This window comes from Paenibacillus sp. FSL K6-1318 (assembly GCF_037976905.1).
In the GTDB taxonomy this organism is placed as follows: domain Bacteria; phylum Bacillota; class Bacilli; order Paenibacillales; family Paenibacillaceae; genus Paenibacillus; species Paenibacillus amylolyticus_A.
Genome location: NZ_CP150270.1, coordinates 5675159 through 5690178, shown reverse-complemented (window position 1 = coordinate 5690178; position 15020 = coordinate 5675159). Strand labels below are relative to the sequence as shown.

The window sequence follows — 15020 nt, the reverse complement described above, 5'->3', positions numbered from 1 at the left end:
TTTGCTTTGACAAAACTAGAAGAATGACGACAGAGCCTTTTGTGATACAATAGGGCGTGAGAACTTTGCAAAGAGGGGTGGGTTCCTTTCATGGGTAAGAACGGGAAACGAATGTTCACCATATTGCTGGCAGGCTGTCTGATTGCTGTAGCGTTACCACGTACGGTTGATCTGGATCAGCTGTATGCCGCATCGGGTACATCAGATATATCCACGGCTACGGATCTGCGCCAGACTTTGCTTACCGCAATGTCACAGCGAACGGAGGAACTTGTTTTTACATACAAAGGCAATGTGAAAGGCCTCAAAAAACAATTGCAAACCTCCATCGATGAGGCAATGAAGAGTGACCCCTATATTCAATATACCGTTAAAAGTTATGCATTTAATTATAAAGGTTCCAATGTATCGGCCGAAGTACATGTGACGCTCTCCTACCGGGAAACCAAGGAACAGACCGATTATGTGAATCGTAAAGTCACGAACGTGTTGAAAGAAATCATCAAACCAGGCATGACGGATCATGAGAAGGTCAAAGTCATCCATGATTGGATTGTGCTTAACCTCTCCTATGATACCTCTCTGAAGAAATATACCGCCTACGACGGGCTTGTTACGGGCAGTACCGTCTGTCAGGGATATTCACTGCTGGCATATCGGATGTTGGAGCGAGTAGGCATTGATAACCGGATTGTGGAAGGCACAGCAGGTGGGCAGCTTCATGCCTGGAATATCGTGAACCTGGACGGCAAGTGGTATCACATGGATACCACCTGGGATGATCCTACTCCTGACCGTAAAGGTAAGGTAAGCCACAGCTATTATTTGCTGAGCGATGATGAGATGGCACGGGACCATATCTGGACAGGCAAAAGCAAGTACCCTGCTGCGCCAGCCCCGTATCGGGAAGCTTTATTGAAGCTGGTGAAGGCCGGAGATAGCAAAAAGGCTGCCTATCAGAAGCTGTACCATGCTCTGGACTATTCCCTGTATGATGAACAGGATGCAGTTAAAGGCCATGCTGCGCTGAAGACCAAGGTTCAAAGTACACTGAAGGAAGGCGGAACCTCGCTCACGTTCAGGTATAAGGGTACCGAGGCTGGGCTGATTGAAGATTTGCAGGATTTGTACCAGCTTGGCATGAAATCGATATCTTATTATGTGTCCAAAATGGAAGGTACCACCGATCTGCGCGTCAAGATTAACTGGACACTTTAACAACCGTTTTGAACAGGATGCTCCGTATGAGGAGTGTCCTTTTTTGTGTTCAATGACAAGGGTTTATGTGTTGTCTATTTTTTGTATATGTCGCTTTGTTATTCTAATCTTCGGCGTACGCCAACACTACGTTAGAGGAGGATATGCAAAAAATGAGGAAAAAAGTGAGCATAGTGATCATTGCTCTATTGCTGGTCACGCAAATGATGCAGGGTTGGATATTTACACCAACGATGCATGCTCAGGATGAAATGACTAATTTGCCAACCAGTGCAATGAGCGATACAGCGGTAGACGAAGGCTCGGCAGATTCGGGTGAGGGGAACAACATCGACGTTGCTGCCAAACCGGAAGAAGAGGATGCCAGTACTCCAGAAGATCAGGAGGAACACACGATGCGTTTGCTTAATGCATCCGCAGGCCCAGTGATCACAGAACATTTGATTACAAGTGTGCAGATGTACAATCAGGTCCCTGGAGACAATGGTGATGGCACGATCGAAATAAAAGGCGATAAGATTGAGGATATTCGTCCACGTATTCAGGATGAGGTGGCTGTAGTCTTTACATGGGGACTCGCAGACGACACGCACAACTATAGCGATGGGTCTACGTACACCTTTAACTTGCCCGATAAATTCATCATAGGATCGCAGCTTAAAGGTGATCTGGATGGCGGTGTTGGGGAGTATGTGGTGAATACAGATGGCACAATCATCTTTACCTTTAATGAACTGATTGAACATGCGAAGCTGGAAGGTAACTTCTATGTGTGGATCAAGTTCGATGAGAGCAAGATGGAAGATGGATTGAAACAGAAGATAAATTTTAGTTCCGTTGGACAAGGCATCATTGATGTACACTTTGCCAATACAGCCACGGATAAATTAAAGAAATCGGGAAGCGCAAACAAAAACAACTTTAACTCCGATGAAATTGACTGGACCGTTGATTTTAACCAAGGCGAGAAGGCCATGAAAAATGCTGTTCTTACAGATACGTTGCCAACAAACCTGGAACTCAAGGGCAACATCGAAATTCGCGAATTGGAAGTGCAATTGAATGGATCTGTAAAAGAAGGTCCAGTGGTGCAAACGGAGTCTGCGTTTCCTGTTCAACTGGGAGACACAGATAAGGCCTATCGTGTGACCTACACAACGAGTGTTAAAGCACCAACCGTTGCTCCGTTCACCAATGTGGTGTATCAAAATCAGGTTGCGCTTACAGCAGATCAGAGTGAGTACCATGAAACGGACATTGGCCGGGTCAACGTGAGCTTTAATGAGCCTTTGAATAAGTCAGGGCAAGATAGTGCATATGATCCGGTGACACAGACGATCACATGGAAAGTGCAATACAACTACAATCAACAAGAAATCGTGCAAGCGAATGCTTGGATTGAGGACCGTTTTGATACGGCAAAACAGAAGCTCATCGACAATTCCGTTAAAGTATATCAAGTGGACATTACTCCAAGCGGAGCGGCTTCGAACAGAACGCTGATTAATCCGAATGAATACACACTTGAAGCATTGAACACAGGCTTCGATGACGGCTTCAGATTACATTTTAAGAACGATATTACAATGGCCTATGAGATCGAATATGATACACAATCCATCGCTCGGGTCTATACAAACGATACGATAACCAATACCGTGAATATGTATGATGGCACTTCAAAAACAGGCCGTAGAGACATTCAGGAAGTTATTTTTGCAAAGAACGTAAGAAGTGAAAACTTCAACACAAAAGAAATCGAATGGCAGATCGTAGTGAACCGCGATTTGCAGGACATGACGGATATCGTCATCACCGACAATTATGACGGCAAACATATGAAACTCATTCCGGGTAGTCTGCAAATTAGTGGTGCTAACAAAGACGACTTTGAACTGAATGCAGACCCGACGGATCCCTCGTATGAAAAAGGATTCTCCGTTCGGCTGAAGAACGGCGTCACACTTAACACAGAGCATGTTATTACCTACACGACAAGCTTTGATCCAACGGCAGGTATGCCAACGAATAATGAATATCGCAACTCAGCTACGATCGATTGGGAAGAGTCCGATGTAGCACAGACTACAATTAGCAAATCTGCTGTGGTCAAACCCCAAGAGTACACCATTCAAAATGGTAACAAGAAGGGCGAATACAGCGCCAAAGACAAAACGATCACTTGGACAATTGATGTAAACTACAACTTGTACGATATTCAGGATGCAATCCTTAAGGATTCCTACACGGGTAACCAATCTTTTGTAGACGGTTCATTGAAGGTTCATGAGCTGGTGTTGCAGGGAGAAAATAATGTTACTGCAATAGGTAGCGAGGTTGTGCTGACGGCTGGACAATTCCAGCTGAACCCGGACGGTAAAGGTTTTGCATTGGATCTGGGTAACATCGGCAAAGCAGCTTATCGTATTCAGTACCAAACAAGCCTGGATGGACCTTATTCCGTTGAAGGCGCATATGCGAATCAGGCTGTTCTAACGGACGGTGAGGGCGGCGAAGTACGCTTTAATAGATCAGCAAGCGTCACGCCAGCTCACGGTGGTGTGTATGTACAAAAAGCAGGTCAACAGATCGGTTCAACAGATAAAGCATCATGGACGGTAAATATCAATCCAAGCCAATCCTATATTCCAGCGGGTACTCAACTAACAGATACCCTGTCGGAGAACCAGATTTTATTGGCCGATTCATTGAAATTATATGCAACCAACCTGCCTGCCAACAATTCAGGCAATGTATCCACCAAAGCGGGTCTGGTTGATCCGGCTGACTATGAATTGGTCGTGGAGGGCAATACATTTACCTTCACCTTCAAGAAAGACATTCATACTGCATTCATTTTGGAATATCAGTCCTATATTAATGCCGATCATGGCGCTCGAATTGAGAATAAGGTTGAATTCGCAGGCCAGTCTTCCTCAGTGGTAGGCGAAGGCAATCAGGCGGGCATTAAAGTTTCATTGGCTGGAGCAGGTGGAGGAGCCTCCACAGGTTTGGGCAAAATCACTATTCACAAAGTCAGTGATGCAGGACTTCCGCTGGAGGGAGCGATATTCGCAATCTATAATGCGTCTGGAACTACGCTTCTGGAAACATTGAAACCAACGGATGAGAACGGAGTGATTGAAAGCGCCAGAAATTATCGATTGAACAATCTGACGAATGGCGTACCGTATAAGTTAAAAGAACTGTCTGCACCGGCAGGATACTTGGTTGATCCTGAGTATGGCGCTGCTTCAGGCAAAACAATTGAATTCAAGGATGCGGATATCGCCTTTGAAATTGAGAATAAAAAGATTCGTCAAGGCTTTGAATTAACCAAGGTAGATGCTGTGGACTCCTCCAAGACACTTCAGGGTGCAGCTTTTGAATTGTACTTGAACAATGGTGTGACCCGGGAGAAAATAGACGAGATAACGACAGGACAAGATGGGAAGATTGCCAAAGGGGAACTGTTACCAGGGAATTATGAACTGGTAGAAGTCGAAGCGCCCGAGTTTTACCAATTGGATGCTACACCAATTTCCTTCACCATTGTAGAGAACCAGACTCAGATTATTACATTGACGAAGTCTAATGTGATGGGGACGGGTGGGAAACTTGTCGTTACCAAAATAAATGCCAAGGATCAGTCCGTATTAAGCGGAATTGAGTTCGAACTGCGTGATCCTTCTAATATGGTCGTTAATACTAAAGTAACGGACCTGAACGGGGTTATTGAATTTGATAACTTGGCCTATGGTCCATATACATTGGTAGAGACCAAGGCAGAAGGCTTTGTGATTGAACAGCCCGAGACGGTTGTATCTATTACCAAACCGCAAACCCAATTGACCATCGAAAATAAAGAAAATGATCGTTCCGTAAAATTGATTAAATATAATGCGGGTCGAACTCAGCATCTGCAGGGAGCAGTTTTTGAATTATGGGCTCAGAGTGCATTGATGGACGCAAATGGGAATTGGGAGTTCCACAAGGTAACAGGTCTAGATGAAGCTACACTGACAACCAATCAACAAGGTGAAATTGTACTTGAAGACTTGGATATCAATAAATATCAGTTGGTTGAAATAAAAGCGCCTAATGGATATATCTTGGACACAACACCAGTACCATTTGAAATTACGAACATCCAAACCGAAGTTGTAGTTGTGGAAAAAACGAATCAGGCTATCCCGGTATCGGGTGGGTCGAGTGGACCTTATAATCCGGGAACACCTACTACGGGTGTAACAACAGATCCGGAAAAACCAGTAATACCGGAACCAGGAACGCCAGGACCATCGATTCCAGGTACGGTTGTTACTGAACCTACAGTATCTGGGGGAGGAACCGAAAGTCCGACAGATGAAGATTCCGGAGTAGCGCCACCGACACCTAGCGTTTCGAACGGTGACGACACTGCAGCTCCAACTGGGGATACAGATGCACCGGATGGGGATAGTGCATTAGCGCCTCCTGCTGGAACGGACACAGACGGATCACAGGGTACTGGAAACTCTGCATCACAGCAGACCGGAAACTCTGTATCAGAGGGAATGCTGCCGAAGACAGGCGAAGAGAGCACACTGGCTTTCACTGTTACAGGCATGATGCTAATGGCATTAGGTAGTGTGGGATACGCCTACTTCCGACGTAGACAATCGTTTCAACGTTAGATCGCAGCACGTAATGCAGGAACAGATCATATTCAGATCAAAATACCCTCTAGCGTTCACAACGGTGACTGAGAGTCACCGTGTGAATATACTAGAGGGTGTTTTCTTGGCTAAACCTTAGAGAAGATCATAATCCGGCAACATCCGGATTCACTTCAATGGCTCTTATAATTAGCCGATGTGTTGGATTGATGAGTGGATCACAGGTAATCAAGGTGAGGACCTGTCCGAGCCCCGGGTCTTCCAATACAGACAAGTCATTCGGCTCCACAACGGATATCTGATCTATCTTGTACTGGATAATCGTTCGATCTGCCAGCGTGACCTCCATGGAATCCCCAATCTGGAGTTCTCCCAGGCGATTGAACAGTCGTCCTTTTTTGTGGGCGCGATGAGCGGCTATGGCTGCATTACCTTTGTTCCCAATGCGGGTAGTTTCCACAAGATGGGTTGCAGCTACCTTCATGTTGTCTTCCGTTGCACCCTCCAGTATCGGTAAGCGGACATCAATCTTGTCAATCGATAGCACCCCCAACGTATTCGAAGAGGCTTCCTGCGCTGTATCTGGATTGTCCGTAGTCGGCTCGGTAGAAGCTGCATCCTGCATACCTTGTTCGAAGGAGTGATTAAGCTTAGATAAGCCATTTTGCAACTGCTCCAGATCGTTCATGACACGGGTTTGCTGCCAGTCATAATACGTCTCCCGCAGGAAAGGCAAGCTGATGATCAGAACGCCCAGCAGGATGAGCAGGATAGAGAATTTTTTCATTATGCATCAACTCCCGTTGTCCAAGAAAAATAGTTTACCTTCCTCTATTTTACTTACCGACCTATACAAAATATGGACAGGAACAGAAGGACATACGGGAATGTTCAGGGGAGAGAGCCGTTCCAAAACAAAATATCCCCGTATCACCACGGGGATGTTTTATTTTATGAAGTTGGATCGTTTCAGCTGTATAAGTTAAACTAACCATTTACATGAGAACGTAGAGGACAGAAATAGCGTGAAGAAGCGAAGCGTTCGCCTTTATCCTCAGATTTTCACCTTTGTAAAAGTGAATCAAAAAATTTGGGGATAACAGCGATCGGAAGGTTATTCTGTCATCGAAGTGGCAAGTGTAAAATTGCTTCGTTACTATTTATCAGCTGGTGAATCGGTAGGTGTGAAATCACATTCCTGCAACGGCACCACTTTGGTCTTCTTGATCCATTTGTAACCGAGCCACAGCACCAGGAACAGAGGTACGCTCAAGTAAGCGACGATGGCTCCACTCCAGTCGATCTGGTCACCAGTGAATGCCTGGTAGTTCTGTCCGATGATCACGATGATACACAGGACAAAAGCGAAGATCGGTCCAAACGGGAACCAGCGTGCCCGGTAAGGCAGGTCGCTCAGGTCTCTGCCTTGTGCAACGTATGCACGGCGGAAGCGATAATGACTGATGGCGATCCCGAGCCAAGTAATAAATCCGCACATTCCGGATGCATTCAGCAACCAGGTGTACACAATGCCATCGCCGAACAGGGAGGCAAGGAATGCCAACATACCAACCGCTGTCGTGAGCAACAGGGCATTCATCGGAATACCCTTTTTGTTCAACTTGCCTAGGAAGCGAGGGGCTTTACCATCTCGGGCAAGGGCATAGAGAACCCGGCTCGAAGCATACATGCCTGAGTTACCGGCAGAGAGTACGGAAGTTAGAATAACGGCATTCATGACGGAAGCCGCAATGGCGAGTCCGGCTTTCTCAAACACCAGCGTGAACGGGCTAACCCCGATATTTTCCAAATCACCTTTGAGCAGGTTCGGATGAGTATACGGGATGATCAGACTGATCACGGTAATCGCCAAAATGTAAAAAATCAGAATGCGCCAGAATACCTGACGAATCGCACGGGGTACATTTTCTCGTGGGTTCTCACTTTCACCGGCGGCTACACCGATAAGCTCTGTGCCTTGGAATGAGAATCCCGCGGCCATGAATACACCAAGCACGGCGAAGAATCCGCCATGGATAGGCGCATCACCGATGGTGAAGTTACTGAAACCAACTGCTTCTCCGCCCATAATACCGAAGATCATGAGTACACCAACGGCCAGGAAGATGATAACGGTAGCTACCTTGATAATGGCGAACCAGTATTCGGACTCCCCGTAGCCTTTGACCGACAGTACGTTCAAGGCAAAGATCAGCACGAGGAACAACAAGCTCCATAACATGGATGAACTGTCGGGGAACCAGTATTTAATAAGTACTGTAGCGGCAGCAAGCTCTGCTGCAATGGTTACCGCCCAGTTGTACCAGAAGTTCCAGCCCATGGCGAATCCGAGGGCCGGATCGACAAAACGTGCGGCATACGTATTAAATGAACCGGAGTCCGGCATAAAGGTCGCAAGCTCACCAAGGCTGGTCATTAGGAAATAAACCATGATGCCAACGGCCGCATAGGCAATTAATGCTCCACCAGGGCCGGCGGTTGAGATGGCGGTACCACTTGCGAGAAACAGTCCGGTACCAATGGAGCCACCGAGGGCGATCATCGTCATATGACGTGCGCGTAATCCTTTTTTCAGGGAAGGTCCAGTTGTTGTTGGGTTACTGCGGTCTTGCATGGAAACACTCCTTCATTCGATATACTGATGTTTGCGATACCTGAATTCATAAACAAAAAGACCACAGGCATTAGCCTGCGGTCTTTAATATTTCAATGTCCGCACCATGTCCCAGATGATTAAGATAGCTCAACACAGAAGAATTCATACCTTTATATAAAGGAAATGTACTTCCGTGACAGTTCTGCGCCTTTCGACAGCAGCCCCAGCCCACCGGACCGTATAAGGAACGTCCAGTAAGCTTCGGCGGGTACACCTTTCGGCTGATATCAAAAGCGGCTCCTTCGCGCCTCCTTCAGCGTACTGATCGCACCCGCGACCTCTACCTCACCATCAATGGATGAGGTGTATCTATTGTCTATGAAATTTTGAACAACACAACTTAACACTGTGTGTTCTGTTTAGTAAACAGACAATCAGTATAACGCGCATGGTTTTCCAGTGCAATAACAATTGTTGGATGTGAGGTCTGAGGGACGACTAATCCTCTTTCTTGTTACGGCCAGCCATTTGCTGCCATACCGTTCCAGCAGCCTGTTCGCCCGATTCAATCCGCTCCAGAGCCATCTTGGCTTGTAGGCTGACTTCAAATTCGGGATCATCGGCTGCAACTCGCAAGGCTTGTTCTGCTTCTTCTGTTCCGACTTCATATAGAAAACGTGCTGCACGCCAGCGTACAAGTTTACTTTTATCGGATAACGTTGCTGTCATGGCTGGAGTGGCGGCAGGATCACCGATATCAGACAAGGTATCCCCGGCAGTCCGGCGTACCGCAGGAGAACTGTCCTGCAGTGCTTCATACAGCAATTCCATCGCTTCCGGTGTACGAATGTCACCCAGGTATACCACGGCCAAGCGGCGAATCTGCATTTTGTTGTCATGCAGGGCATGGGCTACGAGGGGCAGTCTTTCGGCCGTAGGCTCCATGCCGTCAAATGCCGCATAGCGAACATTCCAGTCCTCGCTTCGCAGAGCCTCTTCAAGTTCAGCTCCATCCAATTCACGACGGCGCTCAACGAACTCTTCTGCTTTGGTACCATGTTCAATGGCCTGTTTGATGACCTGTTCCAGTCGTTCTGGCGGGTAAGCAGCTTCCAATTCCTGCTCGACTTCACGAGCAATATCAGGCAATTCACCATATCGAACGCCGTAATCGCTGAGTTTACGTTCTTTGATCATCGTCGCACTGGCGACTTCTGTCACGGCTTTGACAAAACGGTCCGACAACGAGATTCGTTCTTCCTTGACCCCGGCTTTGACCCTGATTTGCATCGGTACGCCTCGGAAGAATTGTACGAATACCTGTGCTTCTCCGAAGTGCTCACCTGAGGCATCTTCGGATTCAATCCAGTCCAGATCAATGCCTTGCTGTCCAAGGCGATTTTGGACTTCGCCCAAAATGACGGACCAGTCTGCATTCCCTTTACGGTCAAGCGCCACAAAGTCGGTCGTGTGGAATACACTCTTTACGCCAGGAATATGAAGCATCTGGCGTATGAACGCCGGAGCGGATCGTTCGTTGTCCAGTGTATATGTTTTGCGAATTCCGTCCTCCAGACGTTCATCGAGATGCAGCATCATCGTATTTGGACTCGGTGTTGGTTCAATGGAAACAATATTCATCAGTGTAACCTCCTATAGTACCAGATTCATCCTTCACTTCCCGTAAATTAAATCACACGGGTATTTCTCTATTTTACATCAATGTGTGGAATCTGCGAAATCATCCAGAACCAAAGTGCGCGAGACTGACACTTTGTGTGAAGAAGTACGAAATTTGTTAACACTTCTTTCATGTTCACGCACAAACATTTTTAAACGAAAATTGGCACAATAATAAGAAGAAACAACTGGAGGTTATACCTATGGAACCCATTACCGTGCTTTCGGATGGAAAACGTCGTATTGCATATGAAAATATTATTCAATTATTCAGGGAGTGGATGGCTGATGCACCATCCGGTTCAGTGATAGAAACACATCGGGGAAGTTGGGAAAACTCCCGTTATTGTATTGTTGATTATCAGATCGCCGAAGAAGCGGTGTCAGCGGCGAATGCTATTCGGGCTTTTATGCCGCAGATTCCACTACTGGTCATTACCGATTTCAAATCTTTAATTCGGAAGCGTCACCTGCAACAGATTACAGGTACAGGTGAGATGAAGATGATTCTCTGGAACGAGCAAGATCCGAATCATCTGATCAAGGACATGCAGCAGTGGTTACACGCTTCGGTGTATGAATCACAAATAGCCATATCCCTATTCTTATCCATGAGATAAGAATAGGGATATGGCCAAAGGTTTTGAACTTCAATCGTTACGATGAAATCAGATCACATATTTATAGCCTGTTCCCCAAACGGTCTTGATATAACGGGGATTCTTGGGGTCAGGCTCAATTTTTTTACGCAGACTTGAGATATGAACATCAATGGTACGATCCAGATAGGCACGTTCGGAGCCTTTAATTCGATCCATCAGTTCATTGCGGGTGAACACTTTGCCCGGATTCCGGTACAATTCCTTCATAATTTCAAACTCGATATGAGTGACCTCGATTTCAACACCATCCACAAACAGAGTTCTTCTGTACTCATTCACATTCACATGTCCAGTAACCTCTGTCTGCTTGTCTTCTTTAACCGGTTTATCCTGATAGGAAATGATTGATCTGCGCAGCAGTGCTTTAATTCGGGCGTCCAGCTCTTTCAGACTAAATGGCTTGCACAGAAAGTCATCCGCACCATTGTGCAATGCGCGAAGTCGATCATTCAACATGGTGCTTGCCGAGATCATCAAAATGGGCACAGTGGAATGCTGGCGGAATGCTTCTACAAGATCATTTCCATCCGTTTCAGGCAGCATCAGGTCCGTTACAACAATATCCGGTTGAAATTGCGGGAACAGTTGAAGTGCCTCACGGGCATGATGAACCCGTTCAGTGATGTATCCTTCCTCCTCAAGAAAGAAAGCAATCATGTCAGCCAGATTTTTCTCATCTTCTATAAGAAGTACTTTGATCGTCATAGGGTCACACTCCTGGTGAAAATAATATGTTAAGAAAATACTAAAAAATTACGGTGATTTGCTTAAAAATACTGCAAAAAATTTAATGTTTCTATCCCAAAATATAGGATGTGTATGTAGGTGGATCGCAGGCTTTTTGATGAACTTCAATATTTTAGCATGAATGCAGTTTGTTTGCCGAGCGATCAGAATTTCCCAAAGCTACATCAAGTACTAATTACAGTATAATGGATTAGAACGATTTCTGGGGAAAAAAGTAGATTGTATCCGCTTTAGTTTATAGGAGGAACGAACGTTGTTGTTAAATACAGAACTAAAAATCAGCCGTGAGGGCAGTGATTTATGAATCGTTTAGATGTAAGACAGCTGCTGGAGTGGGTGGTACTTAAGCTGAGGGTACCCTGGATTGGAACCAGCATTCTGATCATTATTGGCTCACTAAGCACTATTTTTCCGCTTACTTTATTCTATGGTGTACAGTTTATGGTTGGCAGCGCAGCGGCACTCATTGCTCTTCGTTTGCATGGGGCTATCTATGGATTTGTCACTATTACAGTTATTCATCTGCTGAATACCATCATTGTCGGCTTCGAACCGCGGAATTTAACTGTGATGATTGCGCATTTCATTGAACTGATCTGGATGCTCGGTTGGCAGCTCCGTTGGAAGAATGGCAGTCTAATCAAGGCTAATGCTGTCTTCTGGGTCGTGATGCTACTTCCAGTTATGTATTGCGGGCATTATATATTGGGCCTGAATATAGAAGATTTGAAGTATGAGTATATGTATATTGCCGTGATTGGCATGGTGAATGCCCTGATCGCGGGTATTGTGGTGGATTTCTGGATTACCACGGGTGAGCACAAATCCAAGCGTACGGGTACCATCCCACTTACAAGGATTGCGTTTAAATACGTAGTTGCCTTCGTGGTATTTGTTTCCCTCGTATTGTTATCCGCAGATAGCCGCAGACAATTGAGTCAGATGAATGATGCCATTTTACGTGATATGAAACACGCCGCGAATGCCGTTGTTCAGGATCTAGACGAACAGTATGTTACCTCGGAGAATATGGATCAGAATATGGCACGTTATCACCATCTATTGGGTGTGAATGTGATTCTGCTGGATCGGAATGATATAGTCGTGGCTTCTGGTTTGAATACACTTCAGACTGGCGAGTACCTGGATATGAACCAATTCCGTCTTCTAAAGTCGAGGGATAATCTGATTCTGTTAAGCTCCGATAATATCCATTACAGCGATGTATTGAATCACTGGAAAGAGGCATCTTTCATCTATGAAGCGGAGATGACAGCTGTAACACCTTATCGGGTATTCATTGAGACCAACTCGACCAAGTATTATCCCCGAATAGAATCGATCTACCTGTCCACATTGCAATCCCTGTTCATCATCATCGTTGCTTCCATGATTGTGGCGGCTCCTCTGAGCAGTAAGGTTGTTAGCCCGCTGTTAAGACTAACCAGGATGACAGGTTCTCTTCCGAGATTGTTATTTCGCAATGGGAAGATGGAATGGCCAACGAGCCATGTAACCGAAGTGCAGATTCTTATTGGTAATTTGCGCAAAATGGCTGATGTGCTGCTGGAACAGTTCGAACAGATCCGACTCGACAAGTTAACGCTGGAGGATAGGGTCATCGAGCGGACCAAGGAACTCAAGAATAGTGAAGAAGTCAAACGTGCAATTATTGAATCGTCGATTGATGCGATTATCGCTGTGGACTCCAATGGAATCATTGTTGAGTTTAACCCGGAGGCCGAAAGAATGTTTGGATTGCTTCGGGAAGAAGTGATTCTCATGAAGGAAGCACCGTCTCTTTTTCAAGGGGCCAGTTGTATGGAGATTAAGAAATTGCTGGAGCGATTCGAATATGTTGAAGGTAAGAGATACACGACCGTAGATGAAATTTCAGGTATTCGCCGAGACGGTTCCGTCTTTCCAATTGAGTACAAAATTGTTGAAATTCAGCTTGGCAAAAATGAGACGTTGTATAACCTGTTTATTAAGGATATTACAGAGCGAACCAGAGCAGAAGAAGATCGTGTGCGTCATGCCCTTGCACTGGAGCAGCTTAATTCGGAGTTGTTCAATGAAAAGATTGCTATTCAGGAACAGCGGGATATCAGTGAGCAATTTATAGAGTCTGTTCGGGAAGGTCTTGTCATGTCTGATCGACTAGGCAACATAACCATCGTCAACCGAAGGATAGAAGAGATGTTTGGTCTGGGTGATTTCCTGGGCAGATCCATTGAAGATTTGGCGCAGGCCATTGATACGATGGTATTGACGGATAACTTCAATCTGTCGGAACAGACGAGGGCATTCCTAAATGGTGAAACGGCATTTATTGAGACCGAATTTATATTTAACAATGTGGAGAAAAGTGTGTTTTCCTTGTATATGAAACAGATGGATGTCCCGGGTAAAAATCATGGATTCCTGCTGGTATTCCGTGACCGGACAGGAGAAGAGCGGCTGGATCGGATGAAAAATGAGCTGATCAGCGTAGTATCCCATGAGCTTCGAACACCTGTAGCCACCATTATGGGATATGTGGAACTCATGATGATGTATGACCTTCCGGCAGCTCAACAGCAGGAATTCATGCAGACCATCTCCTCAGAGGGCAAGCGGCTGAGCAGTTTGCTGGATGATGTGCTTGATATTCAGCGGCTTGACAACGAAGGTATGACCTACCATATGACCTATGTACCGCTGATTGAACTGGTAGAAGGGGTAGTTGATCAGTGGAATATGAAGTCCGTTCAACGAATCCATGTTCATACGTTTAATGGGGACTTTTTTGCTTATGCTGACCAGAACAGGATGGTTCAGGTTCTTCATAATCTGGTGGGTAATGCGGTCAAGTACTCACCGGGAGCCGACCGCATTGATGTTACGTTATGGGAAGAAGAGGAATGGTTATGTATCGATGTACGTGATTACGGAATAGGTATTGACGAGAAAGAAAAGGACATGCTGTTCAACAAATTCTATCGTGTGGATAATTCGGATCATCGGCAGATTGGTGGAACAGGAATCGGATTGTACATTTCCCGCAAAATTGTAGAGGATCACAACGGTACACTGACTTTCATATCTGCACCTGACAAAGGAAGTACGTTCAAGGTTCGACTGCCCAAGCAGGATGTGTTGCTCTAAACATAATGATTAAGAAGTAAGAAAATGTTTTACTTTTTCTAGCACAATGGTTATCAGATCTATTCGATAAAGTCTTTACCTTTCGGCGCGCAAGCGTGATGAGAGGTAAAGGCTTTTTTTTGTTTTTTCAATGTCCCGGATAAAAAAACCTATTCTTTTGCACACTGTATATAGAGCCATAATTTGCATCCCATGCCAAAGGAGGACGGCAGCTATATGTTCCGTAAACAAGAGAAAACACTCATCATCGTCTGTCTGGTCGCAGCTGTGGTTGTACTGTATGCCGTGGTG

At 45.6% G+C, this 15020-nt stretch carries 8 protein-coding genes and 1 riboswitch; of the genes, 4 read left to right on the top strand and 4 right to left on the bottom strand.

The window, feature by feature from the left end:
• The first annotated feature begins 90 nt into the window (after window positions 1-90).
• On the top strand, window positions 91-1218 hold the full coding sequence (locus NYE45_RS25410; RefSeq protein ID WP_340014476.1) for a transglutaminase domain-containing protein: 1128 nt from the start codon (window positions 91-93) through the stop codon (window positions 1216-1218).
• A gap of 152 nt (window positions 1219-1370) precedes the next feature.
• Window positions 1371-5894 (top strand): collagen binding domain-containing protein, encoded by a 4524-nt coding sequence (locus NYE45_RS25405; protein ID WP_340014475.1) that lies wholly within the window; start codon window positions 1371-1373, stop codon window positions 5892-5894.
• Window positions 5895-6021: 127 nt separating this feature from the next.
• On the opposite strand, the gene NYE45_RS25400 is transcribed toward NYE45_RS25405, so the two are convergent.
• The 3 genes from NYE45_RS25400 to NYE45_RS25390 form a co-directional block, all read right to left on the bottom strand.
• Window positions 6022-6663 (bottom strand): class D sortase, encoded by a 642-nt coding sequence (locus NYE45_RS25400; RefSeq protein ID WP_340014474.1) that lies wholly within the window; start codon window positions 6661-6663, stop codon window positions 6022-6024.
• Window positions 6664-7032: 369 nt separating this feature from the next.
• Window positions 7033-8511: an amino acid permease gene (locus NYE45_RS25395; RefSeq protein WP_339310812.1), complete on the bottom strand. Its 1479-nt coding sequence runs from the start codon at window positions 8509-8511 to the stop codon at window positions 7033-7035.
• Between the two features lie 117 nt (window positions 8512-8628).
• A riboswitch (Lysine riboswitch) is annotated at window positions 8629-8844 on the bottom strand.
• Window positions 8845-8991: 147 nt separating this feature from the next.
• Complete coding sequence (locus NYE45_RS25390; RefSeq protein WP_062836452.1) at window positions 8992-10134, bottom strand: virulence factor; 1143 nt, start codon at window positions 10132-10134, stop codon at window positions 8992-8994.
• A 242-nt stretch (window positions 10135-10376) separates the two neighbouring features.
• Here NYE45_RS25390 and NYE45_RS25385 point away from each other — a divergent pair, with 242 nt between their 5' ends.
• Window positions 10377-10793 (top strand): hypothetical protein, encoded by a 417-nt coding sequence (locus NYE45_RS25385; RefSeq protein ID WP_340014473.1) that lies wholly within the window; start codon window positions 10377-10379, stop codon window positions 10791-10793.
• Window positions 10794-10841: 48 nt separating this feature from the next.
• Here NYE45_RS25385 and NYE45_RS25380 read toward each other — a convergent pair whose 3' ends face one another.
• A complete protein-coding gene (locus NYE45_RS25380; RefSeq protein WP_340014472.1) occupies window positions 10842-11540 on the bottom strand; it encodes a response regulator transcription factor in 699 nt (232 codons plus the stop codon).
• A 342-nt stretch (window positions 11541-11882) separates the two neighbouring features.
• Here NYE45_RS25380 and NYE45_RS25375 point away from each other — a divergent pair, with 342 nt between their 5' ends.
• Window positions 11883-14729, top strand: coding sequence for an ATP-binding protein (locus NYE45_RS25375; protein ID WP_340014471.1), 2847 nt, complete (start codon window positions 11883-11885; stop codon window positions 14727-14729).
• Window positions 14730-15020: the final 291 nt, after the last annotated feature.

Excerpts from the sequence above, each read along its gene's own strand:
- NYE45_RS25385 (WP_340014473.1), top strand. The coding sequence starts at position 10,377 with ATGGAACCCATTACCGTGCTTTCGGATGGAAAACGTCGTATTGCATAT.
- NYE45_RS25380 (WP_340014472.1), bottom strand. The coding sequence starts at position 11,540 with ATGACGATCAAAGTACTTCTTATAGAAGATGAGAAAAATCTGGCTGAC.
- NYE45_RS25405 (WP_340014475.1), top strand. The coding sequence starts at position 1,371 with ATGAGGAAAAAAGTGAGCATAGTGATCATTGCTCTATTGCTGGTCACG.
- NYE45_RS25400 (WP_340014474.1), bottom strand. The coding sequence starts at position 6,663 with ATGAAAAAATTCTCTATCCTGCTCATCCTGCTGGGCGTTCTGATCATC.
- NYE45_RS25395 (WP_339310812.1), bottom strand. The coding sequence starts at position 8,511 with ATGCAAGACCGCAGTAACCCAACAACAACTGGACCTTCCCTGAAAAAA.
- NYE45_RS25375 (WP_340014471.1), top strand. The coding sequence starts at position 11,883 with ATGAATCGTTTAGATGTAAGACAGCTGCTGGAGTGGGTGGTACTTAAG.
- NYE45_RS25390 (WP_062836452.1), bottom strand. The coding sequence starts at position 10,134 with ATGAATATTGTTTCCATTGAACCAACACCGAGTCCAAATACGATGATG.
- NYE45_RS25410 (WP_340014476.1), top strand. The coding sequence starts at position 91 with ATGGGTAAGAACGGGAAACGAATGTTCACCATATTGCTGGCAGGCTGT.